This is a genomic window from Sedimentibacter sp. LTW-03 (assembly GCF_052059825.1).
Taxonomy (GTDB): Bacteria; Bacillota; Clostridia; order Tissierellales; family Sedimentibacteraceae; genus Sedimentibacter.
Window position 1 is genome coordinate 3,226,617 of record NZ_CP197180.1, and the last position, 22,946, is coordinate 3,249,562.

19 protein-coding genes, 3 pseudogenes and 1 other annotated feature (1 of these 23 only partly in view) are annotated in these 22,946 nt (G+C 33.9%); of the genes and pseudogenes, 20 read left to right on the top strand and 2 right to left on the bottom strand.

Going from position 1 to position 22,946, the window contains the following annotated elements:
• Positions 1-170: a binding site (T-box leader), on the top strand (it extends 44 nt beyond the left edge of the window).
• 144 nt (positions 171-314) lie between these two features.
• From ileS to ACS3UD_RS15750, 11 genes and pseudogenes are all read left to right on the top strand, one after another.
• On the top strand, positions 315-3,443 hold the full coding sequence (gene ileS / locus ACS3UD_RS15700; protein WP_308138714.1) for an isoleucine--tRNA ligase: 3,129 nt from the start codon (positions 315-317) through the stop codon (positions 3,441-3,443).
• 281 nt (positions 3,444-3,724) lie between these two features.
• Entirely contained in the window at positions 3,725-5,473 is a 1,749-nt protein-coding gene (gene ptsP / locus ACS3UD_RS15705; RefSeq protein WP_308138713.1) for a phosphoenolpyruvate--protein phosphotransferase, read from the top strand.
• The gene (locus ACS3UD_RS15710; RefSeq protein ID WP_308138712.1) at positions 5,473-6,054 is read left to right on the top strand and encodes a flavodoxin family protein; all 582 of its coding nucleotides are present in this window, start codon (positions 5,473-5,475) and stop codon (positions 6,052-6,054) included. The genes ptsP and ACS3UD_RS15710 overlap by 1 nt, the downstream gene beginning before the upstream one ends.
• Positions 6,055-6,114: 60 nt before the next feature.
• A complete protein-coding gene (locus ACS3UD_RS15715) occupies positions 6,115-6,618 on the top strand; it encodes a PaaI family thioesterase (RefSeq protein WP_308138711.1) in 504 nt (167 codons plus the stop codon).
• A gap of 93 nt (positions 6,619-6,711) precedes the next feature.
• The gene (gene rlmD / locus ACS3UD_RS15720) at positions 6,712-8,082 is read left to right on the top strand and encodes a 23S rRNA (uracil(1939)-C(5))-methyltransferase RlmD (protein WP_308138710.1); all 1,371 of its coding nucleotides are present in this window, start codon (positions 6,712-6,714) and stop codon (positions 8,080-8,082) included.
• A gap of 181 nt (positions 8,083-8,263) precedes the next feature.
• On the top strand, positions 8,264-10,231 hold the full coding sequence (locus tag ACS3UD_RS15725) for an ATP-binding protein (protein WP_308138709.1): 1,968 nt from the start codon (positions 8,264-8,266) through the stop codon (positions 10,229-10,231).
• Positions 10,232-10,366: 135 nt separating this feature from the next.
• On the top strand, positions 10,367-10,897 hold the full coding sequence (locus tag ACS3UD_RS15730; protein WP_308138708.1) for a hypothetical protein: 531 nt from the start codon (positions 10,367-10,369) through the stop codon (positions 10,895-10,897).
• Between the two features lie 100 nt (positions 10,898-10,997).
• The gene (locus tag ACS3UD_RS15735; protein WP_308138707.1) at positions 10,998-11,741 is read left to right on the top strand and encodes a transposase; all 744 of its coding nucleotides are present in this window, start codon (positions 10,998-11,000) and stop codon (positions 11,739-11,741) included.
• A 144-nt stretch (positions 11,742-11,885) separates the two neighbouring features.
• Entirely contained in the window at positions 11,886-12,413 is a 528-nt protein-coding gene (locus tag ACS3UD_RS15740) for a hypothetical protein (RefSeq protein WP_308138706.1), read from the top strand.
• Between the two features lie 567 nt (positions 12,414-12,980).
• Positions 12,981-13,205: pseudogene (locus ACS3UD_RS15745) on the top strand (winged helix-turn-helix domain-containing protein); the annotation flags it as partial.
• Positions 13,198-14,931 (top strand): sensor histidine kinase, encoded by a 1,734-nt coding sequence (locus ACS3UD_RS15750; RefSeq protein WP_308138705.1) that lies wholly within the window; start codon positions 13,198-13,200, stop codon positions 14,929-14,931. The pseudogene ACS3UD_RS15745 and the gene ACS3UD_RS15750, both read left to right, overlap by 8 nt.
• Positions 14,932-15,229: 298 nt before the next feature.
• On the opposite strand, the pseudogene tnpC reads toward ACS3UD_RS15750, so the two are convergent.
• A pseudogene (tnpC, locus tag ACS3UD_RS15755) lies at positions 15,230-16,059 on the bottom strand (IS66 family transposase).
• Here tnpC and ACS3UD_RS15760 point away from each other — a divergent pair.
• The 5 genes and pseudogenes from ACS3UD_RS15760 (at position 15,956) to ACS3UD_RS15780 (ending at position 17,629) form a co-directional block, all read left to right on the top strand.
• Positions 15,956-16,258, top strand: coding sequence for a hypothetical protein (locus ACS3UD_RS15760; RefSeq protein WP_308138703.1), 303 nt, complete (start codon positions 15,956-15,958; stop codon positions 16,256-16,258). The pseudogene tnpC and the gene ACS3UD_RS15760 overlap by 104 nt on opposite strands.
• 115 nt (positions 16,259-16,373) lie before the next feature.
• Entirely contained in the window at positions 16,374-16,622 is a 249-nt protein-coding gene (locus ACS3UD_RS15765; protein ID WP_308138702.1) for a hypothetical protein, read from the top strand.
• Positions 16,623-16,635: 13 nt separating this feature from the next.
• Positions 16,636-17,064 (top strand): hypothetical protein, encoded by a 429-nt coding sequence (locus tag ACS3UD_RS15770; RefSeq protein WP_308138701.1) that lies wholly within the window; start codon positions 16,636-16,638, stop codon positions 17,062-17,064.
• A 75-nt stretch (positions 17,065-17,139) separates the two neighbouring features.
• A pseudogene (locus ACS3UD_RS15775) lies at positions 17,140-17,499 on the top strand (phage portal protein); the annotation flags it as partial.
• Positions 17,477-17,629, top strand: a complete 153-nt coding sequence (locus ACS3UD_RS15780; protein WP_308138700.1) for a hypothetical protein — start codon at positions 17,477-17,479, stop codon at positions 17,627-17,629. The pseudogene ACS3UD_RS15775 and the gene ACS3UD_RS15780, both read left to right, overlap by 23 nt.
• A 13-nt stretch (positions 17,630-17,642) precedes the next feature.
• Here the strand turns inward: ACS3UD_RS15780 and ACS3UD_RS15785 are convergent, their stop codons facing one another.
• Positions 17,643-18,416: an IclR family transcriptional regulator gene (locus tag ACS3UD_RS15785; protein ID WP_308138699.1), complete on the bottom strand. Its 774-nt coding sequence runs from the start codon at positions 18,414-18,416 to the stop codon at positions 17,643-17,645.
• 228 nt (positions 18,417-18,644) lie between these two features.
• Between ACS3UD_RS15785 and ACS3UD_RS15790 the strand changes: the two genes are divergently transcribed.
• The 4 genes from ACS3UD_RS15790 (at position 18,645) to ACS3UD_RS15805 (ending at position 22,867) form a co-directional block, all read left to right on the top strand.
• Complete coding sequence (locus tag ACS3UD_RS15790) at positions 18,645-19,667, top strand: zinc-dependent alcohol dehydrogenase (protein WP_308138698.1); 1,023 nt, start codon at positions 18,645-18,647, stop codon at positions 19,665-19,667.
• 28 nt (positions 19,668-19,695) lie between these two features.
• A complete protein-coding gene (fabG, locus tag ACS3UD_RS15795) occupies positions 19,696-20,454 on the top strand; it encodes a 3-oxoacyl-ACP reductase FabG (protein ID WP_308138697.1) in 759 nt (252 codons plus the stop codon).
• A 58-nt stretch (positions 20,455-20,512) separates the two neighbouring features.
• Positions 20,513-21,475: a C-terminal binding protein gene (locus tag ACS3UD_RS15800; RefSeq protein WP_308138696.1), complete on the top strand. Its 963-nt coding sequence runs from the start codon at positions 20,513-20,515 to the stop codon at positions 21,473-21,475.
• A gap of 234 nt (positions 21,476-21,709) precedes the next feature.
• Entirely contained in the window at positions 21,710-22,867 is a 1,158-nt protein-coding gene (locus ACS3UD_RS15805) for a pyridoxal phosphate-dependent aminotransferase (RefSeq protein WP_308138695.1), read from the top strand.
• The last annotated feature ends 79 nt before the right edge of the window (positions 22,868-22,946 follow it).

The following is a 22,946-nucleotide window of genomic DNA, read 5'->3' on the forward strand; positions in this document are numbered from 1 at the left end:
AGATATAATCGAGTGGTGAAAGATTATAATTCCAAATGTGTTGAAGATCATCCATGAGCTTGATTTCTGAAACTAAGTAAGAAATTACGTATAAATGCGTTAAATTTTTGAGTGACATATTTAGTGTATTTATATGTAATTTGGGTGGTACCGCGGATTTCGTCCCATGTCTTAAGACATGGGATTTTTATGTTGGACAGAGAGTTAACCTTTTTTGCCGATTAATCTGCGGCAAACCGCTTTTACAGCAGAATTAAGACAGGATATATGTGACAATCAAGCCGAATTATTATATTAAATAGCAGGAGGAAAAAATGAAGCAATTTAAAGATATCTCAAAAGCCGATTATAAACAGACAGAGCAAGAAATATCAAAATATTGGGATGAGATAAACTTGCTCAAGCAAAGCGTTGAGACAAGAAATGATAAAGAACCGTTCATATTTTATGAGGGGCCGCCGACAGCTAACGGCAAACCAGGAATTCATCATGTTATAGCAAGAACTCTGAAAGATTCTGTATGCAGATTCAAAACAATGGAAGGTTACCAGGTAAACAGGAAGGCAGGATGGGACACACATGGACTGCCGGTTGAAATTGAAGTTGAAAAACAGCTGGGACTAAAAGATAAGACAGATATCGAACAATATGGAATAGACAAGTTTAACGAAAAGTGCCGTCATTCAGTATTTACTTATGAGGCGCTGTGGCGTGAAATGACAAAGAGGATGGCATATCTTATAGATCTTGATCATCCATATATAACACTTGAGAACGACTATATTGAATCCGAGTGGTGGATACTTAACAACATATTCAAACAGGGACTTATGTATGAAGGTCACAAAATCCTTCCATACTGCCCGAGATGCGGAACCGGTCTTGCTTCACATGAAGTTGCTCAAGGCTATGAAGAAATAAAGACTATGACTGCATATGCAAAATTCAAGAAAAAAGGCGCAGATGAATATTTCCTTGCATGGACAACAACTCCATGGACGTTATTGTCGAATGTTTCGCTGGCAGTGCACCCGGATGTAGAATATTTGAAGATAAAGATAAAAGATACCGAAGATGCCAAGGGAGAAGTTTTCTATATTTCCAAACCGTTGGTTGATAAAGTAATTTCAGAAGAATACGAAGTGCTGGAGGAAATGAAGGGCAAAGATTTGGAATTCATGGAATATGAGCAGCTCATGCCTTATGTTGAAATACCTTCAGGCAAAAAAGCATTCTTTGTAACATGTGCAGATTACGTCACTACCGAGGACGGAACAGGTATAGTTCATACAGCTCCTGCGTTCGGTGAAGATGACTACAATACGGGAAGCAGATACAATCTTCCGGTTATAAATCCTGTTGATGATACAGGAAGATTCAGAGGAACACCATGGTCAGAAATGTTTGTAATGGATGCTGATAAGCCTATATTAAAATGGCTGAAGGAAAACGGAAAACTGTATAAAAAAGAACAGGTTCTCCACAACTACCCACACTGCTGGAGATGCCATACGCCGTTACTTTACTATGCAAGACCAAGCTGGTACATTCAAATGACAAAACTGAAAGACAAATTAATAGAAAACAACAACTCTGTGGAATGGTATCCTGAGTTTGTAGGTGAAAAGAGATTTGGCAACTGGCTTGAAAATCTAAATGACTGGGCTATTTCAAGAAGCCGTTACTGGGGAACTCCGCTGCCTTTGTGGAGATGCGAATGCGGTCACGTGGAAAGCATAGGCTCAAGGAAAGAATTAGCCGAAAAGGCAGTTGAAGAAATAGATGAAAAAACAATTGAGTTGCACAGACCATACGTTGATGATGTGCACATTGTCTGCCCAAAATGCGGCAAGCATATGACTAGAGTAAAGGATGTAATAGACTGTTGGTTTGATTCAGGAGCAATGCCTTATGCACAATGGCACTATCCGTTTGAAAACAAGGATGAATTTGATAAGTTATTCCCTGCGGATTTCATATGCGAAGGAATTGACCAGACAAGAGGCTGGTTCTATTCATTAATAGCAATCTCAACATTTGTTATGGGAAAATCACCATATAAGAGAGTGCTGGTTAATGATTTGATACTTGACAAATACGGCAAAAAAATGTCTAAATCAAGAGGAAATACAGTTAATCCGTTTGACTTGTTTGATAAATACGGTGCAGATGCGTTGAGATGGTATTTGCTTTACGTATCTCCGGCATGGGCACCTACAAAATTTGATGAAGACGGATTAAAAGAAGTGTTAAGCAAGTATTTCGGAACTATCAAAAATGTATATACGTTCTTTGCACTGTATGCAAATACAGATTCCATAGACCCGAGCAAGTTCTTTGTTGAGTACAAAGACAGACCGGAGTTGGACAGATGGATAATTTCCAAATTCAACAATTTGGTTAAATATGTGAGAGAAAGCATGAATGCTTACGACCACAACAAGAGCGTAAGAGCAATTCAGGAATTTGTTAACGAGGATTTGTCAAACTGGTACATCAGACGTTCGAGAAGAAGATTCTGGGTGACAGAGCTTACAGAGGATAAAAAAGCCGTTTACAATACAACATATGAAATATTGGTAGGCATTGCACAATTAACTGCTCCGTTTGCTCCTTATTTATCAGAAGAAATATACAGAAACCTGACAGGAGAAGTATCTGTCCACATCAGCTACTATCCTGAAGTTCATGAAGAGTTAATAGATGAAAATGTTGAAAAGAGAATGGATCTTGTAAAAGATCTTGTCAAGTTGGGAAGAGCTTCAAGAGAAAATGCAAAAATAAAGGTAAGACAGCCTATACGAAGAATTCATATAGATGGAAAATATCAGCAGCTTATTGACGATTTAGTTCCTTTGATCAAGGAGGAGCTCAATGTCAAAGAGGTTGTCTTTGAACACGATTTAAATGAATTTATGGATTTCGCATTAAAACCAAATTTCAAGGTTGCAGGCCCGATGCTTGGGAAAAATGTAAAGGCATTTGCCGCAACGCTGGCAAAGGCTGATTCTTTGGATATAATCACAAAAGTTCAGGCAGGGGAAAAATGTGAGTTGACAGTTAATGATCAGACTGTGGAACTTAACGAAGAAATACTTGATATACGTATTTCAGCGAAGGAAGGCTACGATGTTTCAACCGGAAACAACCTGTTTACAATTATCGACACTAACCTTACAGAAGAGTTAATAAATGAAGGATATGCCCGTGAGTTCATATCAAAGGTTCAACAGATGAGAAAGAATAACGGATATGAAATGATGGACAGAATTAAAATATTCTATAACGGTTCGGAAGAAATAATTAAGGCTGTTAATAAGTTTGAAGAATTTATCAAGAGTGAAACATTGGCTGATGTAATAGAAAAATCAGAAGACAGCTCTATGGAAGTTCAAAACCTGAACGGTATTGAAACAGGAATGAAACTTGAAAAAATTAAATAAATAATATTACTTTTTAGGTATAAACGGTATAGAATTTTACTATACCGTTTTGCCTGTTTCTGAAAAAAATTTATTTTCTGTGATTTCCCACATCGGAACAGCACAAATTCAACAATGAAAACATTATCCCTTAAAATGTTGAAATTGCAATATTTTTTTCGTTGACAACAGCTTGCTATGGGTAATATAATAATATAAATTGGCGAAAATATATCTATAAGAAAATTATCATTTTAAACATACAAAACAGATAATTGTAAAATCTGAAAGGTAGTGATTAGATGAAAGGGTTAGGCGTTTCACCGGGAATTGGGATTGGAAAGGCTTTTTTAATAGAGAAAAAAACTATGGATATAAGGAAAATTTATATCTCAGATGTCAAAAAAGAAATTATAAGGCTCAGAAATGCTGTTGAAAAGGGAAAAAAGCAATTAGACGAATTATTTTTGAAAACCCTCGACGAAGTCGGTGAAAAGGAAGCGCAAATTTTTAAATCCCATGAAATGATGCTTGAGGACGAATCATTTATTTCAGAAGTAGAGACAAAAATTGAAAGCCAAAAAGTCAACGCTGAATATGCTTTGAACGAAGTGTCGATGTATTATATAAAGATGTTTGAAAACATTGAGGATGAGTATCTCAGAGAAAGAGCAGAAGACATAAAAGATGTAATGTACAGAGTTATAAAAATTCTTTCTGGTATAAAGACTGCAGATTACTCAAAACTTGAAAAAAATTCAATAATCATTGCAAAGGATCTGACCCCTTCAGATACAGCGCAGTTTGAAAAGGGTAAAGTGGCTGCCATGATTACGGAAATGGGAGGCAAGACATCCCATGCTGCCATAATTGCAAGAATACTTGGAATTCCTACAGTAGTAGGGCTTGATAATATAACGGAAAAAATCAAGGATGATGACATCGTCGTATGTGACGGGAAAACAGGAAAAGTATTAATTAATCCAAATGATAAACAGCTGGATTATTTTACTCAAAAAAAATTAAGACTTGAGGAAATTAACAACGAGCTGAAAAAGCAAGTCGGTCTGCCTACAGTGTCCGTGGATGGATTTAAGGTTTCACTGTCTGCAAACATTGGAACTCCTCACGATGTGGATATGGTTTTGGAAAATGACGCAGAAGGAATCGGACTATTCAGGAGCGAATTCATTTTTATGAATCGTGAATGTCAGCCATCTGAAGATGAGCAGTTTGAAGAATACAGAGAAGTTCTCCAAAAAATGGGGAATAAGCCCGTAATAATAAGAACTCTTGATATAGGTGGGGACAAAAATGTTCCGTACATAGATATACCGGCAGAAATGAATCCGTTTTTAGGATATAGAGCTATAAGGCTGTGTCTTGGGAATGTAGATGTTTTTAGAACACAGCTGAGAGCAGTTTTAAGAGCAAGCATTTACGGAAACGTAAAAATAATGTTTCCTATGATATCAACAATGAAAGAGCTCAAAGATGCAAAAAAAATTCTGGAGAAAGCTAAGCAGGAGCTTGACAGCGAAGGAATTCCGTACAGCAAAAACATTGAGATAGGAATTATGATTGAAATACCTTCAGCCGCAATTATATCAGATTTGCTGGCTAGAGAAGTGGATTTTTTCAGTATCGGAACTAATGATCTCATACAGTATACACTGGCGGTTGACAGAATGAATTCAAAACTGTCTCATTTATACAGTCAGTACCATCCTGCAATGCTGAGACTGATAAAGGGAATTATTGATAATGCTCACAAAGCGGGCATATGGGTAGGAATGTGCGGTGAAGCTGCCGGAGACCCGAAGCTGATACCTATATTTTTGGGTATGGGGCTGGATGAGTTCAGCATGAATTCGCCGTCAATCTTGAGCACCAGATATATAATAAGAAATTTAAAGAAAAGTGAAATGGAAAAAATAGCGGAAGGCACACTGAACATGGAAACAGCAGTTGAAGTGGAAGATTACTTAAGCTGTCTGTTTGCAGATGAAGGTGACTATTTAAACAGATGCAGACCAAGGAGAAAGAACTGATGAGTAAAAAGGTATCAATAGTATTTCACAGCGTATGCGGCAACTGCTACCTTATGGCAAGGGAATTTTATGACGAATTTAAAAAGTGCGGTGCGGAAACTCAGATGCTGAGAGTAAAAGATCCCAACTACGCGGAGCTTGCTAAGCAATTTGCGGTGGCAGGTCAGTATAAGAACGAGATAATGGATATAGAAGAGGCAAAAGCCGAAAAACTTCTTGACAGTGATATTATAATAATGGGTTCTCCCACATACTACGGAAATGTGTCGGGAGCTATGAAGTGTTTTATGGATTCATTTTCTCCATATTGGACGGAAGTTGCGTTTTGGGGAAAGAAACTATTTGCATATACGACTGCTGCCACAAGCGAAGGCGGAGCAGACATGTGCCTGAATGCAATAAATATTTTTGGGCAGCACATGGGAATGATTCCTGTTCCTGTCCCATCAAATCTTTTGTCCACTCAAAGTTTCCCAGCATACGGGCTGGCGCATTATGTGGGCGACTATTCAAACTTGAGACCTGACAGGGATACAGTGCTGGCAATAAAGGAAATGACCGATAGATTAATGAACCTATAAACATACGACTGCCTTCGGCGGTCGTTTAACATATAAAAGAATAGAAAGTAGAGGGGCGCTATGAAGTATAAAGTACAGAAAAAACAATTTGTAAGTAAAAACTGTTTCGTGTGCGGTACAGAAAATGATGAATCGCTGAAAACAAAATTTTATGAACTAGAAAACGGTGAGCTCATGTCGATTTCAACCCCTGCACTCACACACCAGAGCTATCCTGACAGAATGCACGGAGGAGTAATATCGGCAATATTGGATGAAGCTATCGGTAGAGCTATAATGATAGAAGAACCAGATGCGTGGGGAGTGACTGCAGAGCTCAATATTAAGTATAAAAAGCCTATATCTCTTGACAGACCTGTAAAATGTGTCGCAAGAATAACAAGAAACACAAGGTTAATATTTGAAGGGACAGGTGAAATAATACTGGAGGATGGAAATATAGCTGCGACAGGATATGCTAAATATGTTAAAATGAGCATCAATAAGATTGTAGACGAAATGGATGCGAATAAATCATTGATAATAGAAGATACAACAAAAGCACCGGATACAGTAGAATATTAATAACCGGTGCAATTTACAGATTAGAGATTTTGCCTGAAAGGCCGTTTCCATGCTGTAAAGCGATGAAGAGTAAAATACTAACCAGGAGTACAAATGAAAAAGAACGATATAATTGAAGTAACAATAGATGAAATTAACTTTCCAAACGTAGGTACAGCAGTATACCAAGGTAAAAAGATTAAAATAAAGAATACGCTGCCAGGGCAGAAAGTAAAAGCCAGGATCAGCAGAACAAGAAAAGAAAGAGCAGAGGCAAAGGTAGTCGAAGTCATAGAACCTGCATGCTTTGAAACTGATTCCGGCTGCAGTCATTTCACTCTCTGCGGAGGATGCTCTTACCAGACCGTACCATACGAAAAACAGCTGGAGATCAAATCATCACAGGTAAAAACCATACTGGACAGAGTGCTGACAGACAACTATGAATTCCTTCCTATAGTTCAAAGTCCGAAAAAAACCGAATACAGAAATAAAATGGAATTCTCATTCGGAGATGAAGTGAAGGAAGGTCCGCTGACACTGGGCATGCACAGGAGAAACAGCTTTCACAGCATCGTGAACACAAGCGGATGCTCCATTGTTGACGAAGATTTTCGACAGATCCTATGTCAAATTCTAGGTTATTTCCAAGGAAATAGTCAGACCTTCTATCACAAAAGCACCAATATAGGATTTCTAAGGTATTTATTGGTGAGAAAAGCAGAAAGAACGGGACAAATTTTAATAAATCTTATTACAACCTCTCAAAGCTCATTGAATGAAAAAGAATTTGTTGATTTAATATTAAACATTAACCTTGAAGGTACAATAAAGTGCATAGCACACTCCATATTTGACGGAGTAGCTGACGTTGCAAGGGCAGATGAAATGAAAATACTGTACGGCGAAGACAAAATAGTTGAGGAGCTTCTGGGACTACATTTTAATATCTCTTCATTTTCATTCTTTCAGACAAATTCCCTGGGAGCAGAAAAGCTTTATTCAATAGTCAGAGACTTCATAGGAACAACCAAAGACAAAACTATTTTTGACCTCTATTCCGGAACCGGAACTATAGGCCAGATCCTTGCGCCAACAGCCAAAAAAGTCATAGGAATAGAAATAGTGGAAGAAGCCGTAGAAAAGGCAAATGAAAATGCAAAACTTAACAACCTGAACAACTGCACATTCATAGCCGGAGATGTCCTCAAAAAAATAGATGAGCTGGACGACAAGCCCGACATAATAGTCCTTGATCCTCCGCGGGAAGGCATCCATCCTAAAGCAATACAAAAAATAATCGACTACAAACCAGAAACATTTATCTACATATCCTGCAAACCAACCTCCCTGGAAAAGGACCTGCCATACTTCCTAGACAGCGGATACAAGGTGGAAAAAGCACAGTGCGTAGATATGTTCCCGATGACGCCGCATGTTGAGACGGTGATTCTGATGACACGTTGTGGTGAAAATGATAAATAAGGCGTCGAAACCACAAGATGTTGTGGTTTTGGAGTGAAAAACGGGCAAAAATCAGGCTAAAAAATGCCCGATTTTTGCCCTGAATTTTAGGGGAAAATATAGATGACATCATAAAGATTGATACTTTTAATAAACTGTAATATATTATATATAATACAATAAACAAAAATGGAGGAATAAAATGTATAATCAAAATTTTGATCCATTAAGTATAAAATACACAGGAACTGAAGAAGTTGTAATCAAGTCTTTGAAGAGAGAGATTAAAAATATTTTGAGTTCTTATGTTGGCTGGTTTGATACTTTTTGCGAATTAATACAGAATGCACTTGATTCTGTTGAGGAAAGACAAAAGTGTGCAGAGAAAAATTATATTCCTAAAATTAATATTTTAATTAATATTATGGATAATTATGTGGCAGTAACTGATAATGGAATGGGTTTTTCAGAGGAACAGTATGTAAAGTTTTTGGCGCCGAATTTTTCATTTAAAAGTGGTCAAACAAGAGGTCATAAAGGTGTTGGTTCAACGTATTTGGCATATGGATTTAATTATATTCAAATATCAACTAAAAATAATGATTTTAATGCACGTGGGGTAATGAGTAATGCGCGTAATTGGTTAGATGATGAAAATCCTGCGGGCAATCCAAGAGTAGTTCCAGATACCAAAGATACCAAAGATGATTTTTATAAAACAATAGATCAAGGCGTATCGGTATGTGTAAAATATGATACTAATACTTATCCAAAAGATTTATCGTGGATAAAGGTAGATGATGCAGATAATTGGTTGAAGCTTTTAAGAGTGAAGACAGGATTAGGTGCTATAATTGAAAATCCTAAAATACATACCAGCGTAAAAGTGATATCGAAACAAGGAAAAGAAACTTTATCAGAAATGGAAGGAATAAGGTATTTATCCATTGATGAGTTCGTAAAAAAATCATTGAAATATACAGATATAAAAGTTAAATTTGATAAACTGTATAAAGAATATGGAGCAGAGTATAGAATACCTTCTAAATATTGCAACTTAGATTCAATATATGATATGTGGAATTATAATAGAATTTTAGAAGAAATATCTCTTGATGATAATCAAAAAATATTAATTAATAAATATAAACCGACAGTATATTTCTGCTACGTATATTCTGTTCAGATTTGGAATAAAATTAATTCTGTTCTTAAGCTTAGATCCGGTGTTAATGCTCTATATGGTGGCATCCAGCTTGCTGCTAATAATATGCCTCAGGGTGAATTAATTCAAATACCACTAACACGTAACATTGGTAGACAAAATCAAGCACATATAGTTGTTCATTTTGAAAATTGTAGTGCAGATTTAGGAAGAAAGGGTTTTCAAAAAGAAATTACTGATTTAGCCAAAGAAGTTGCTAGAAAAATTTTGGATGGGCCGCTCTTAAAGATGAAAAAATGCTTTAGAAAAAATACTGGTACGGCTCCAGATTTAATGAGAGAACAGAAATTAGACGAGTGGAAAACTATAATGCTTGAGCATGAAAAAGAATGCCCTCTAGAATTAATAAATGAAAACTTTTTTATACCACTTAAGCAGATTTCAATTACTTCAATTCCAACAAGAGAACAGGATGTAATTGCATTATTTAATCAGCTAATAGCAGGTGGAGTAATTAGGGGGATTAGGATAATGTCCACTAATGAAAGATTTACTTATGATGGGTTATATAAGATTGTGATAGAAGAACCTACAGAAAATCATATATATAACAAAATAACTAATCCATTAGGAGTATCAGAAGAAAATGTTGTGGATATTCTTGATAAATCTCCACATGGTTTTTCTTCTTATCCGAAGGTATTGGAATATAAATATTCGTTAGATGGGCTGATTGAAGACTTGGAAAGTGGATTGAAAAATTCAAATGATATAGGATTAATTATCGCTTGGAATGCCGGGCAGTTATATAAAAAGAGTTTTTATATAGAGTCTTTACTATCGGAAGACAATATACAATTACGTCAATATCATGGTGTTACACATAGATTGCTAGATATATCTAACAATGAAATTGTGGCAGACATGATTTTATTAGAGGATTTAATATTATATTTAAACAATCCAAATGAGTGTGCATTACAACAAGAAAAATACGATGAATAGTTGATTAAAATTAAATAAATCTGCCATTGAGCAAAAGTTAAGAGGTTATGTTCTTCGTTACTGAAAAACATAGCCTCTTTTTTGCTGTCTGATTTGTAGAAAAAGAAAGGACTGAATGAAGTGATTACAAGATTTATGAGAGATACACCTCTCGCTGCTATAGAAATAGAAATGCAACTTATTCCCGGTTTTACTCCTCGTGCTTGCGGAACATTCCGAAGCCAGCAAAGATATGCGAATCAATCCCCAAATCGGTATGAAGAATTGCTGGGACTATTCCTCAAAGAGATAGAGTTACAGGCATTCGCTCTTCGAGTGCAAAGAATTATAGAGGTTACGAGCAATCTCGGAGAAAGTGAGGTAAACCAAATGCTTTTTAGAAATGCAGAGCATAAAAAGAGATTTCAAAGTATCTGTAAAAGCGGTCTGTTTCCGAAGCTAGAAGAAAGCTACGGATATGCAGCCGCTATTTTTTTACTCTCTGCAGATGCGTTTGTCTGGAGTAAGGCAAAAAATTGTATAGACAGCCAACTCATTCATTTTGAAGCTATCCGTATTCATGGTGTGGATTTAGATGGATATGTCATCTTTCATATGGCAAAGGAGCTTTACTCTGGAAAGAGTGGCAAGGGGACGTTTTGTTTGCCATTAAATAGAAGTCGTTAAATAAAGTGTATAAAATTATTTGTTGAATTATGGATAAAATTGGATTAAAATAATATAAATATTTTGCTTTTTAATTATCAGTTTTAAAGGAGGTGTATATATGCCGCGAAGCGCAAGACTTAAAAGCGAATCAGGAATATATCATGTAATGCTAAGAGGGATAGATAAAAGAAATATTTTTTTAAAGCCTGGTGATTATGAGAAATTTATTGAAAGTATGATTAAAGCAAAAGAAAAGGTGAAATTTTTTGTATATGCATATTGTTTGATGACAAATCATGTTCATATTTTAATTAAACGAGATACTGAAGATATAGGAGATACTGTAAGAAGAATAGCTGTTAGTTATGCACAGTATCATAATAATATGTATGGAAGAACCGGACATCTTTTTCAGAATAGATTTTTAAGCGAAGTAGTAGACAATGGCCAATACTTTTTGACTGTAATTAGATATATACATCAAAATCCCCTTAAAGCAGGTATTATAAAAGATATTAATGATTATAAATGGAGTAGTTATAATGAATACATTAATGATAATGAATTTATAGTAGATTCAGAGTTTGCATTGAGTTATTTTAAAAGTATCGAGGAATTCATTAATTATCATAATGAAACAAATGAAGATGTATGTTTGGATTATGACGAGAAAAAAAGGTGGACCGATGAAGAACTGAAAAAATTCATATTAACTTATCAGAATATTTCTTGCTTGCAAGCACTTGATAAGAAAACTAGAGATACAATAATTAAAAAGATAAAAGAAGATACAGGAGCCAGTAATAGACAATTGGCAAGAGTACTCAATATTGGAAGAGGAATTTTGGATACTATTAAATGATAGTAATAATATCTATAGCATGGCATGGCAAAAGAAACGTCCCGGTGGCACGGTGGCACGTCCCGGTGGCAGTCCGACGTTGATATGTATGATTGAAGAAGTAATACGGCAAAAATAATGTTATGCAATGTGAAAGGAGCAATTATGGATATATCGTGGGATGAGATTACACAGGAAGAGCTAAAATATTTATATTATGATGAGGAGTTAACTGACCGACAGATTGCTGATATATTTGGTGTTACAATAGGTAAAGTGACCTATAAGAGAAAAAAATTTGATATAAATATAAAAAATAAGGTATACCAAGAGTTCATGAATCAAAATAGTGATTTGCTTAAAGAAGCAAACTCAAATTCTAAAGAACGTTTATTAAAGCGGGAAAATATTGATTCCATATCTAAAGCAATTACTCATTTTGTTTTCAGAAATGGGCCTGTAGAAGATATGCATGCTAACAATCAACTTTCGGAAGTTGATATGAAAACACTGAATAAATTTATGGTAAATAGAATAGCTGGTCTGCTTACTGCTATAGCAGATAATAAGTGGTTACAATTAGAGCTATTATTATCTTACTATAAACTATTTGGAACTGAGTGGGATAAGGCTGAGCCAGATATGAAAGAAATCAATTTAGCTATGAAACTTTTACTCATTGATAGACTTTAATAAATACACTTCAGTAAAGTTAGTTACAAAGAAAATAAAATTCGTACAAGGCAAACCTAAGTCAGAGATAATTCAATTATTCAACAGGTATAAGTAATTGAAAAAATCGGTTTAGATACAGTAAAAAATTGGAATAAAAATAATGGAACATCATATGTTATTTTTCACCAAGGGTATAACATATACACTTGACATCATTATTGTATACTCGAGCCATGTAGAGCCTGTACTTTTTATAAACAAATTCAGCGACCCCAAATCCAAAAATAAATTCTATGGCAAATAATATTTCTAAACATATAAATTAACTTACAATTCATGACTTATATATGAAACAACTTAATATGAATACGTAAAAACAAGACTGGTTTGATCGGTCTTATTTTTTATATATGGAAAAAATTTTATTTTCAATTTATTGTACATGGTGAATATAGATTTTTCTGAAAAAAATTAAATTGCAAAAGATTTTATTTGGATACAAAAAAGATACATTTATATGATATTATGTACATGGAGGTGGAATATGGTATTTAAACTGTTCGTGTAAATGATGATGAAGTTGTTCTTGCTCCTATAGAATTCACAATTTTAAAAATCCTTATTGAAAGTAATGGTAAGGTGGTGAACCGTAACAGACTTATTATTAGAATTTGGGGATATGATTTTGATGGTAATGACAGAGTGGTAGATAACCATGTGAAAAAATTGCGTAAAGCTTTAGGCAGTGCTTCTGCTCAAATTAAAACTGTATTTAAAAAAGGTTACAAGCTGGAGGTAGGCAATGAATAAGAATAAAACAAAAAACTTTATCTATTTGCGTATTTTTATTGCATTCTTGGCTACTTACATAGTGTTGATGATTGGTTTTACAGCATATCTTGTATCATTGGAAAAGGAAGCTGCAGGGAAAGAGTTAAAAAATCGAACTCCTCAAATCAGTGATAGAGCAGAGGAAATTTTAAATGATAATATTGATAATGATAAACAAATTATTGATTTAGCCAAGGTAAAAAAGGAATTTGTAAAGATATCACCTGTATATTTGCTAAATGGTGCTGAAGCTGCAATATTTACTAGTGATTATAAGCTCGTTTATAGTACATATAATACGAATGATTACTGGAAATGTATTTATTCAGAATCTAGAGATGGACATCATTCGCCTGAAAGTGTAGGATTACTAAAACTAAATGATTGGTTAAGTGAAGAAGAAATAAAAGAACTTGAAAGTTATTTATATGATAAACCTAAAGCAGAAAAAATTGGTGATGTTTATGGATATTCCATACATATTGATAGCTTTTGGGTGGATGATGAAATTATTATTCCCCATAGTATATCTGTTTCACCTACGTATGCTAGTGGTTTTGATGAAGAAGGAAATGTAGATTCAGGAAGAGGAACAGTTACTAAAGGTAATTTTTACAGAAAAGATTTTGATAATGCCAAGAACTTGCCATATTATGAAATTGGCACCATCGTTCCAGAGTATTATGAAAATTTAAAAGGTAAAAACCAAGATGAACTTCGCAAAATGGTTACAGATGAATCAAATTTAACTAATTATTTACAACAGTATTTACAAAATGTGCAAAATTGGTTACCTGTTTCTCTTAAACCAATTGAAAGAGTAAATATGTTAACCTATCGCTATTACTTGGTAGTGCCTTATGAAAACACAATTAGGGTATTGGATGATAATAGTTTGTACAGTGAATTTTATACAGTTGTAGGTATTGACATTAACATATGGGAGCGCATTTCTTCTACATTAGCATATGTTTGGATTTCGTGCTTATTAATATTTATAATTGCAGCATATATCCTTTCGATGCAATCTTATAAAACATACTTGAAGCGAGAGAAACTTGACAGTCAGCGTAAAGAAATGACTTATGCTCTTGCTCATGATTTAAAGACTCCATTGAGCATTGTTTCAGGTTATGCACAGAATTTACAAGAAAATATTCATACTGAAAAAAGAGAGCATTATGCCAGCCATATTCAGTCTAATATCTATCGAATGGATAAAATTATAAAAAATATGCTGGAAATGTCTAAATTAGATTCAGATTCTTTTAAAATTAAGTTTGAAGATGTGTTTTTACATGAGATTAGTTGCGGAATTATTAATCGATACAAGAATATATGTGATGAAAAATCTATAACAACTTATATCACAGGTGAAGCAGTTATAAAGGCAGACAAAGCATTAATAGAGAGAGTTATAGATAACTTTTTTGTTAATGCTCTTGATAACATGAATGATGGTGGAGCGATTCGTATATTAATAAAAGATGATAAATTTGAAATATACAATAGCAGTAGCCATATACAAGAAGATATTATTGGAGACATTTGGCTTCCTTATAAAAAAGGCAACTTAGACCGCAGCAATACAAAAGGGTCAGGTCTTGGTCTTTCAATTGTACGCACAATTTTAGAATTACACAAGTTTAAATATGGTGTAAGAAATGAAGAAGATGGTGTTACATTTTGGTTTAAATTTAAGTAATATTATTAAACATAATTTTTATTTAGTTAATGATATAGTGAAAAGAGTGAAATGAAATGGGAGGGACAAGACTATAGGTTTTGTCCCTTTATTATTTTATAGTTGTATTAACAAAGCATATAAAGAAGTTACTGCTCCAATATCCGTAACCGCTGAACAAAAGACCGTATTAACTAAGCTGCTGGAATTTGATATAATGTAAGCAGGAGCAATACGGTTATTTGTTTGCCAATAAATCTTTGTTTACCTTTAGCACTTCCGAAGCAGATACCTTCACATAGTCAGGAAGAGATCCTGATCAAGGTAGATATTGTTTCAGCTGCTCTTCGTCGGTTGGATTTTCCAAGTGCGGAAGCTCTGCCAACAGATATTCGATGTACTTAAATATATTTAAATTGTTGATGCCGGCAGATTCAACCAATGAATACATCACCGCATTGCACACAGCTCCAGCAGGGGTATCGGCAAACAGCCACGCTCTCCTGTGGACTGCAAATGGTCTGATTGATCTTTCTACTAAATTTGTAGTCAGAGGGATTCTTCCGTCATTCAAGAACTGACCAAGCTCCACATGTTGATTTTTTATGTACGTTAATGCTTCTTTGAGTTTTTTTTTGGTTATTATCTTTTGAGACGTTTTTTCATGCCATGCTAAAATTTCCTCATAAATCGGTCTTGGAAATTTATTCCTATTCTCAAGCTTTTCATTATCAGGCATATTTGATATTTCTTCTTCTATTTCGGACAAGCGCCCTACATACTTAAGTCCTTCTTCTGCCGCCGTTCCTTTTATTGGTTTTTTATTGCTATCCAGAGCAATGGAGTCCAACAGTTTTCTTCGAAAATGTGCCCAACACTCGGCATGCAACGCTTCCGGCACAGCATTATAGTCACTGTAACCATCTGTTACAAATATTCCCTTGTAATTTTCAAGCATACCCTTCGCTACTTCTGAACTGCGGCTTGGGCTATACTTGAACACTACCCCTCTTTTCTCTTCATTCTCTCCGGAATGCAAACCCACATGAATGAATCCGTGCTTGGTGACCTTCCTTTTTCCTTATTACACTGTATCCGGGTTTCATCTACCATTACCAGTTCATTTTCTGCCAATATTTCTTTATGCATTAAATCTCTTACTAAAGAAATTGATAATCTTAATAATTTTGCAAAGTATTATAAAGGAATGGGAAAAGAAACATGGAGATTTGATAAGCTTGTGAGTTATGTTAGCACCCGCACTAATGGTGAATTGCTTGAGCTTGCAGAATGTATGCACGAATTTGAATTGTTTGACGGCATAAAAAGTGCTGAGAGTTATATATGATGAGCGAGGAATCATCTTAATTCAATTCTTACATAATAGTATGTAAATATATTGACAAAATTACAAAAATATGATATACTTAATTTAACTTAAATAAAGAAAGGAAGTTGAGAGTATGTCATTAGGGAAAAATGTTACACAGGCAAATGTTTATCGTAAGGTGTCCAACTTAAGTAAACCATTCTGGGGTTTGACAAAGAATCGCATTGACCAGTTAGATAAGGAAGGATATGATTATTATGTGAGACTTGATTATCCTGCAGGGTCTATTGTGTTGACATCTGATCAAGTTAAAACTCTAGTATCTAAAAAAGTGGTTGCAAAAGATGGTGATTATAAAATCACACTTTCTGATTTCCGTTAATGGGGGTAATATTATGGATGAAATAAAAACTATCTCTCTAAACTTGAATGTATTACTTACTTTAGCTGTTGATGTAGCTACTAATAAGGTTGAAGTTCAAAATTGTGATGCAAAAGTAGTCAAAGTAGCAAGCGATGATAATAATCAAATACAATATACTGAGCATCAGATTAATGAAACTGAAAATAGGTATGGAATACTGACATTGGGAGCTAAATCATTAGTTGGAATGTTAATGCCAACCGCTACTGAAGTAACTATTGAAATAGATGGTGTGAAATTTATAAGTTCAAAGTCAATTAGGAGTCATCGTAGCACTCGTGGAAGAATAGATGGGTTAACTCAGCTTTTTCGTGAATTTCCAGATAAACTTGCTGTTGGAGCTATTCTATCTGTTTCATATGATTCTCAGACATCAATTTTAGCACTAAAAAGTAATTAAAATAGTTTTTCCATAAAGCATCTACAATGGTAGGTGCTTTTTAAATACAATTTTTAAGGAGGCACAAAAGTGAACATTCCAATTATATCAAAATTAATAAAAGCACGTGATAAGCCTGTAGAAAATACATTGATATCTAATTACACTTATTTATTTGGACCAACCACAAGTGGAAAAAGTGTTAGTGAATATACTGCAATGCAGACCACAGCTGTTTATTCATGTGTCAGAATATTAGCTGAAGCAATAGCATCACTTCCACTTCACATTTATAGATATAAGGAAAACAGTAAGGAGAAAGTATATAATTACCCTTTGTATTATATTTTTCATAATGAACCTAATCCTGAGATGACTTCATTTGTGTTTAGAGAAACACTTATTAGTCATTTTCTTATTTGGGGAAATGCGTATGCACAAATTATCAGAGATGGCAGGTAGAGGCTGTCAGTTAAAAGACGTGGTTATTGACAGCACAGGTTGCATTGTAGGAATATCAATAAATAGATTATATTTTAGATTGAAAAAACTGGTACTTTTAAAGGGGATAGGTATAGTTAAATAAAACTACATATTAATTAGTTCCAGTTTGCTCCTTTGATTAGTATTTCAATTTTACTACGTGCATCGTTAAGTAACTTGATAATTAAATTTTTTTTATCTTCATTGTAGCGAAAAGTTGGTATTGCAACACTTATCGCTGCTATATTAACTCCGTTATTGTTAATAGGAACTGCAATGCATTTTATCATAATAGCATTTTCTTCAGATTCAGTAGCTATACCTGATTTTCTAATTTCAGACAATTGTTTCATTAGCACATCTATATCTGTGATAGTGTGTTCAGTAACTGGGATTAGTCCTTTAGGGTATAGTTTTTCTATTTCTGATTTTGTTTTATAAGCTAACATAGCTTTGCCCATTGCCGTTGAATATGCAGGCAATCTTCTTCCAGGGGCGGAAACCATTCTAATAGCTTCAGGAGAGTCGATCTTTAATAAGCAAAGAGCATCTCCACCCTTAAGTTCAGTAAAGTTACATGATTCAGAACACATCTTTACTACATATTGCATTTCACTAATAATATCATCATAAATTCCAGTATGGTTAGCATATTTCATTCCTACCTCAAATGCTTTAAATCCCAAACTAAAACTTAGAGATTTTTTATTGTATTTTAAGTATCCTCTGTCAGCGAGGGTATGTACCAATGGAAATAAACTGCTTTTTGGTATTCCTAATATTGTTGCGATTTCACCTAATGTATAGCTTTTTAAGTTATCATTAGACACTAATTCTAAAATATCTAGCACTCGTTCAGTAGAACGGTGATTTTCAGCCTGAGTACCCATTAATAGAATTTGCCCCTTCGTAATATATTTTATTATTTATGGAGTTATTATAGCTTAGACTATCTTCTTATGCAACTGTTTTTATCATACAATAGTGACAAAAAATTTAAAGTTATTTAAATTTTAAAAATTCTAATTATAGAGTATTGACAAATTAGGGTAACGAAAGTATACTGTATTTGTAAATAAGAACAACGTTCTTATATAAGAACACAAGGAGATGATTTTGTGAAAGCATTGGTCTATGTTGGACCTAATAAAGTAGAATACAAAGATGTTCCAGATCCTAAATCAATACCGGGATATGCAAAGATAAAAATGAAGTATTGCGGAATATGTGGAGGGGACAAGGGGATTGTAGCTGGGAAGCATCCTCGAGCAAAAGCGCCTTTAATTGTTGGACATGAATTTTTAGGTATAATTGAAGAAATATCAAAAAGCAATAAACAATTAAAAGTTGGTGATAGAGTTGTTGCATATCCTCTTATTTCCTGCGGTAATTGCCTTCCATGCAAAACTGGCAAACCTCACGTTTGTAAAAATTTAAAGCTTTTAGGTATTGATGTTGACGGTGGAATGGCTGAATATGCATATGTAAATGAAAACGTTCTATTTAAAGTTGATGATAACGTTTCAGATATTGTCGCATCTCTAATAGAGCCTTTAGCGGTAATAGTTAGAGCTATTCATCAATCTGGATTTAAATATTTAGATTCTACTGTTGTAATGGGAGCAGGACCTATTGGCATAATAGCTGCAATTGCATTAAGAAATGCTGGTGCATCTAAAGTTGTTATTTCAGACTTAGACCCATTTCGTTTAAATGTATGTAAAGAATTAGGATTTAAAACTGTTAATGTTAAGGAAGAAAATTTAAAAGAAGTTATAGCTAATATGACAAATGGTGATGGGGTAGATGTAGTATTTGAAGCTAGTGGTACAGAAGCAGCTACTTTTGAAAGTACAGAATTAGCTAAAATTAACGGTACTATTTGTATGTTAGGAATTCATAAAGCTCCTCATGTATCAAACCTACCGCAGTTTAGTTTTAAAGAACAAAATATGGTGGCTACTAGGGTATACACAAAACATGAATTTCATCAAGCAGTTGAACTGGTAAAAGAGTTACACAATGAATTAGAAAAAATAGTTAGTCATATTATACACCTTAGTGAAGGACAAACTGCTTTTAATTACATTAATGATCCTAAAATGAACACTATTAAGGTGCTATTAGATTGTGAAAAATAATTGTTATGTATTAAGGAAGGGGAATTATATGGATTACTTTAATATTTCAGGTAAAAAGGCAATTGTTACAGGTGGGTCTAGAGGATTAGGAAGAGGTATGGCAGAAGGGCTTATGAACACTGGTGTTGAAGTAGTACTTTTTGCAACAACTCCAAGAATTAAAGAAATTGCTGAAAATTACACAAAAAAAGGTTTTAAATGTAAAGGAATTTCAGTAGATATTGGAAATCAAGAGGAAAGTAAAAAAGCATTTAACGAAGCACTTAAATTTTTAGGTGGAAAAATTGATATTTTAGTTAATGCCGCTGGTGTTCAGCGAAGGCATAAAAGCGAAGAATTTCCATTAGAAGACTGGAATACAGTTATTGATGTTAATTTAACTGCAGTATTTTCTCTATGTCAATTGGCTGCTAAAGAAATGATTAAGCAAAAAAGCGGAAAAATTATAAACATTGCTTCTATGTTAAGCTATTTTGGAGGATATACAGTACCTGCTTATGCAGCTAGCAAAGGTGGAGTTGCTCAATTAACAAAAGCTTTTGCAAATGAGTGGGCTAGCCATGGAATAAATGTTAATGCAATTGCTCCAGGTTATATGGATACAGAAATGAATACTGCATTGATAAATGATGAGAAGCGTAATGAAGAAATACTTGCTAGGATACCAGCAAAAAGGTGGGGCAAACCTGAAGATATGGCTGGTGTGGTATTGTTTTTGGCATCACCAGCTTCAGATTATTTAAATGGAGCTATAATACCTGTCGATGGAGGTTATTTAGGAAGATAATTATTATGCTAATCACATCGAGCATATTAAAATAGAAGATTTAATATGAGGAGGACATATGGAAGTAATAATAACAGATTGTGATCATAAAAACATTGATATAGAAACAACTATACTAAATAATGCAAAGTTATCGTTTAAATTGTTACAGTGTAAGACTGAAAAAGATTTAATTAACAATTGTAAAGGTGCTAATATCTTAATCAATCAATATGCACCAATTACTGAAACTGTTATGAAATCCCTTTTACCAGAGCTGAAACAAGTTGTTCGATATGGAGTTGGTGTAGATAATATTAATTTGGAAGCAGCAAAGAATTTGGGTATAATTGTATGTAATGTACCTGATTATGGCATGAATGAAGTAGCGGACCATGCTTTAACGCTAATGCTTGCCTTAGAGAGAAAAATTGTTTTAATGAGCAATTATACTAAGAATACTAAATGGGATTATACTAAGTCTATTCCAATTCACCGTCACAATACTTTGACTGTTGGTATTATAGGTTATGGGCGTATTGGTAAAGAATTTGCTAAGCGTGTTAATGCATTAGGCTGTAACATTGTGGTATCTGATCCTAAATCTAGTAATTACAATACTAAAACTGACAGCTTAGTTAAGTTTGTTTCTATGGATGAATTATTAGAAAAATCAGATGTTATATCCATACACTGTCCATTGGACAATAATGTAGGACTTTTTAATGATGAAGCTTTCGATAAAATGAAAAATACTGCTTATATAATTAATACTGCAAGAGGTGGAATAATCAACGAGGACGCTTTAGACAGAGCACTGACAGAAGGAAAGATTGCTGGAGCTGCTTTGGATGTTGTAAAAAAAGAACCACTAAACACTGAGGCGCCACTTTTTAGACATGAAAATTTCATATGCACACCTCATATGGCATGGTATTCTGAGGAGGCTGCATTGGAATTGAAAAGAAAGGTTGCTGAGGAAGCTGTTCGATTTGCTAGGGGCGAAGAATGTTTTTACCCTGTAAATTTTGTATTAGCATAATAAAAGATTACTTAAAATCTACAATGTTATAGTTTATGCTATGGTTGTTTCTATAAAACATGTTCATATGTACATCAATAAATAGTAAATTTTAAATATACACTAGTAGATAGTGTAAATGGGATGAAATTAAAGCTATTCAATAAATTGCTTAAATTTATAAAAGCCATGCGCATGGTGTAATATATAGAAGTGTCAATTTGACACTATCAATTAGTATAGAGGAGACTAAAAATGAATTATTTATCGGATATTACGAGAAATTATCCTGCTTCAGGTATTAGGAAAATGTTTGACCTTGCTGAGCAATATGATGATGTAATTAAACTCACTGTAGGAGAACCAAATTTTGATACTCCTTTGAATATTAAGAATGCAGCAAAAAAAGCAATTGATGAAGGTTATGTACATTATTGTCACAATTCAGGCTTACAAGATTTAAGGGAGGCTATAGCAAATAAGTATAATCAATATTCCAATAATTACTCTTATGAAAATGTTATGATAACAGTTGGAGGTATGGAAGCTATTTTGTTATGTTTGTTATCAACTGTAAATAGGGGTGATGAAATTATAGTTCCAAATCCATGTTATCCTAATTACATTGGTCAGATAATGCTATGTGGAGCCAAAGCTGTAGGGGTACCTGTATATGAAGAAAATGACTTTAATATAAAATCTGAAGACATTGAAAAAGCAATAACTTCAAAAACAAAGGCTATTTTGTTAAATTCACCAAGTAATCCATTGGGATCAGTATTGAAGAAAGAAGAAATAATTAAAATAGCAGAAATTGCGGAGAAATATGATTTGCTAATTTTTTCTGACGAAGTGTATGACAAGATAATTTTTGATAATTTAGAATATTTTAGTTTAGCTCAGATATCTGAAATAAAAGAAAGAGTTTTGATAATTAATAGCTTTTCAAAATCTTATGCTATGACAGGTTGGAGATTAGGATATATTGTGGGTAGCAAAGAGATTATTTCTAATATGCCGAGACTACAAGAAGGGGTTGTTTCATGCGTTCCAACTTTTATACAAAAAGCAGCTATAGAAGCTATTACAGGGTCTCAAGATAGTGTAAACAGTATGTTAGCAGATTATACAAGACGACGTGATATAATTGTAAATGGGTTGAATAACATTCCAGGCATTAGTTGTAAAAAGCCAAAGGGAAGCTTTTATGTCTTTCCAAATATTAAACAATTTGGTAAAAGTTCAGAAGAATTTGCAGAAGAACTTATACGACATGCTAAGGTAGTTGTAGTTCCAGGTTCAGCTTTCGGAAGTATGGGTGAAGGTTACTTACGAGTTGTATTTGCAAATTCTGATGAAAATCTGAAAGAAGCATTGAGAAGAATTAGTGAATATATAAAAAGAAGATACTAAAAAATAATTACTTGTTAAACTTATGCCTTTTAACATAAAGAAGAAAAAAATAATTAGTGTAATAAAAATATTTTAAATA

What these genes read in the sequence shown, in the direction of transcription:
- ileS (WP_308138714.1), top strand. Translation starts at nt 315, where the DNA reads ATGAAGCAATTTAAAGATATCTCAAAAGCCGATTATAAACAGACAGAG.
- ptsP (WP_308138713.1), top strand. Translation starts at nt 3,725, where the DNA reads ATGAAAGGGTTAGGCGTTTCACCGGGAATTGGGATTGGAAAGGCTTTT.
- ACS3UD_RS15710 (WP_308138712.1), top strand. Translation starts at nt 5,473, where the DNA reads ATGAGTAAAAAGGTATCAATAGTATTTCACAGCGTATGCGGCAACTGC.
- ACS3UD_RS15715 (WP_308138711.1), top strand. Translation starts at nt 6,115, where the DNA reads ATGAAGTATAAAGTACAGAAAAAACAATTTGTAAGTAAAAACTGTTTC.
- rlmD (WP_308138710.1), top strand. Translation starts at nt 6,712, where the DNA reads ATGAAAAAGAACGATATAATTGAAGTAACAATAGATGAAATTAACTTT.
- ACS3UD_RS15725 (WP_308138709.1), top strand. Translation starts at nt 8,264, where the DNA reads ATGTATAATCAAAATTTTGATCCATTAAGTATAAAATACACAGGAACT.
- ACS3UD_RS15730 (WP_308138708.1), top strand. Translation starts at nt 10,367, where the DNA reads ATGAGAGATACACCTCTCGCTGCTATAGAAATAGAAATGCAACTTATT.
- ACS3UD_RS15735 (WP_308138707.1), top strand. Translation starts at nt 10,998, where the DNA reads ATGCCGCGAAGCGCAAGACTTAAAAGCGAATCAGGAATATATCATGTA.
- ACS3UD_RS15740 (WP_308138706.1), top strand. Translation starts at nt 11,886, where the DNA reads ATGGATATATCGTGGGATGAGATTACACAGGAAGAGCTAAAATATTTA.
- ACS3UD_RS15750 (WP_308138705.1), top strand. Translation starts at nt 13,198, where the DNA reads ATGAATAAGAATAAAACAAAAAACTTTATCTATTTGCGTATTTTTATT.
- ACS3UD_RS15760 (WP_308138703.1), top strand. Translation starts at nt 15,956, where the DNA reads ATGAATGAATCCGTGCTTGGTGACCTTCCTTTTTCCTTATTACACTGT.
- ACS3UD_RS15765 (WP_308138702.1), top strand. Translation starts at nt 16,374, where the DNA reads ATGTCATTAGGGAAAAATGTTACACAGGCAAATGTTTATCGTAAGGTG.
- ACS3UD_RS15770 (WP_308138701.1), top strand. Translation starts at nt 16,636, where the DNA reads ATGGATGAAATAAAAACTATCTCTCTAAACTTGAATGTATTACTTACT.
- ACS3UD_RS15780 (WP_308138700.1), top strand. Translation starts at nt 17,477, where the DNA reads ATGCACAAATTATCAGAGATGGCAGGTAGAGGCTGTCAGTTAAAAGAC.
- ACS3UD_RS15785 (WP_308138699.1), bottom strand. Translation starts at nt 18,416, where the DNA reads ATGGGTACTCAGGCTGAAAATCACCGTTCTACTGAACGAGTGCTAGAT.
- fabG (WP_308138697.1), top strand. Translation starts at nt 19,696, where the DNA reads ATGGATTACTTTAATATTTCAGGTAAAAAGGCAATTGTTACAGGTGGG.
- ACS3UD_RS15800 (WP_308138696.1), top strand. Translation starts at nt 20,513, where the DNA reads ATGGAAGTAATAATAACAGATTGTGATCATAAAAACATTGATATAGAA.
- ACS3UD_RS15805 (WP_308138695.1), top strand. Translation starts at nt 21,710, where the DNA reads ATGAATTATTTATCGGATATTACGAGAAATTATCCTGCTTCAGGTATT.